A 222-nucleotide genomic window follows, 5' to 3' on the forward strand; every position below is an offset into this window, starting at 1 on the left:
GCGCGGGGACGGGGTCCGGCTCCGGGGCCGTCTCGGGCTCCGGGGTGACCTCGGGCTCCGGTGTGACCTCGGGCTCCGGCTCGGCCTCCGTGGTTCCAGCAGCGGCCTCAGCGGCAGCGGCCTCAGCGGCGGCGGCGGCAGGACGACCCAGCCGGGTCGGGCGGCGCCACCCACCGCGGGCCCCCGCGACCGTCAGCTCGAGGACCGCAGCCTCGACGTCGA

At 79.7% G+C, this 222-nt stretch carries 1 protein-coding gene; it reads right to left on the reverse strand.

Features of this window, described 5'->3' with window-relative positions; all coding sequences use genetic code 11:
* Positions 1-222, reverse strand: a 222-nt coding sequence (locus N801_RS21315; RefSeq protein WP_035941352.1) for a hypothetical protein, incomplete at both ends; no start/stop codon positions are given.

The organism is Knoellia aerolata DSM 18566 (genome assembly GCF_000768695.1).
Classification (GTDB): domain Bacteria; phylum Actinomycetota; class Actinomycetes; order Actinomycetales; family Dermatophilaceae; genus Knoellia; species Knoellia aerolata.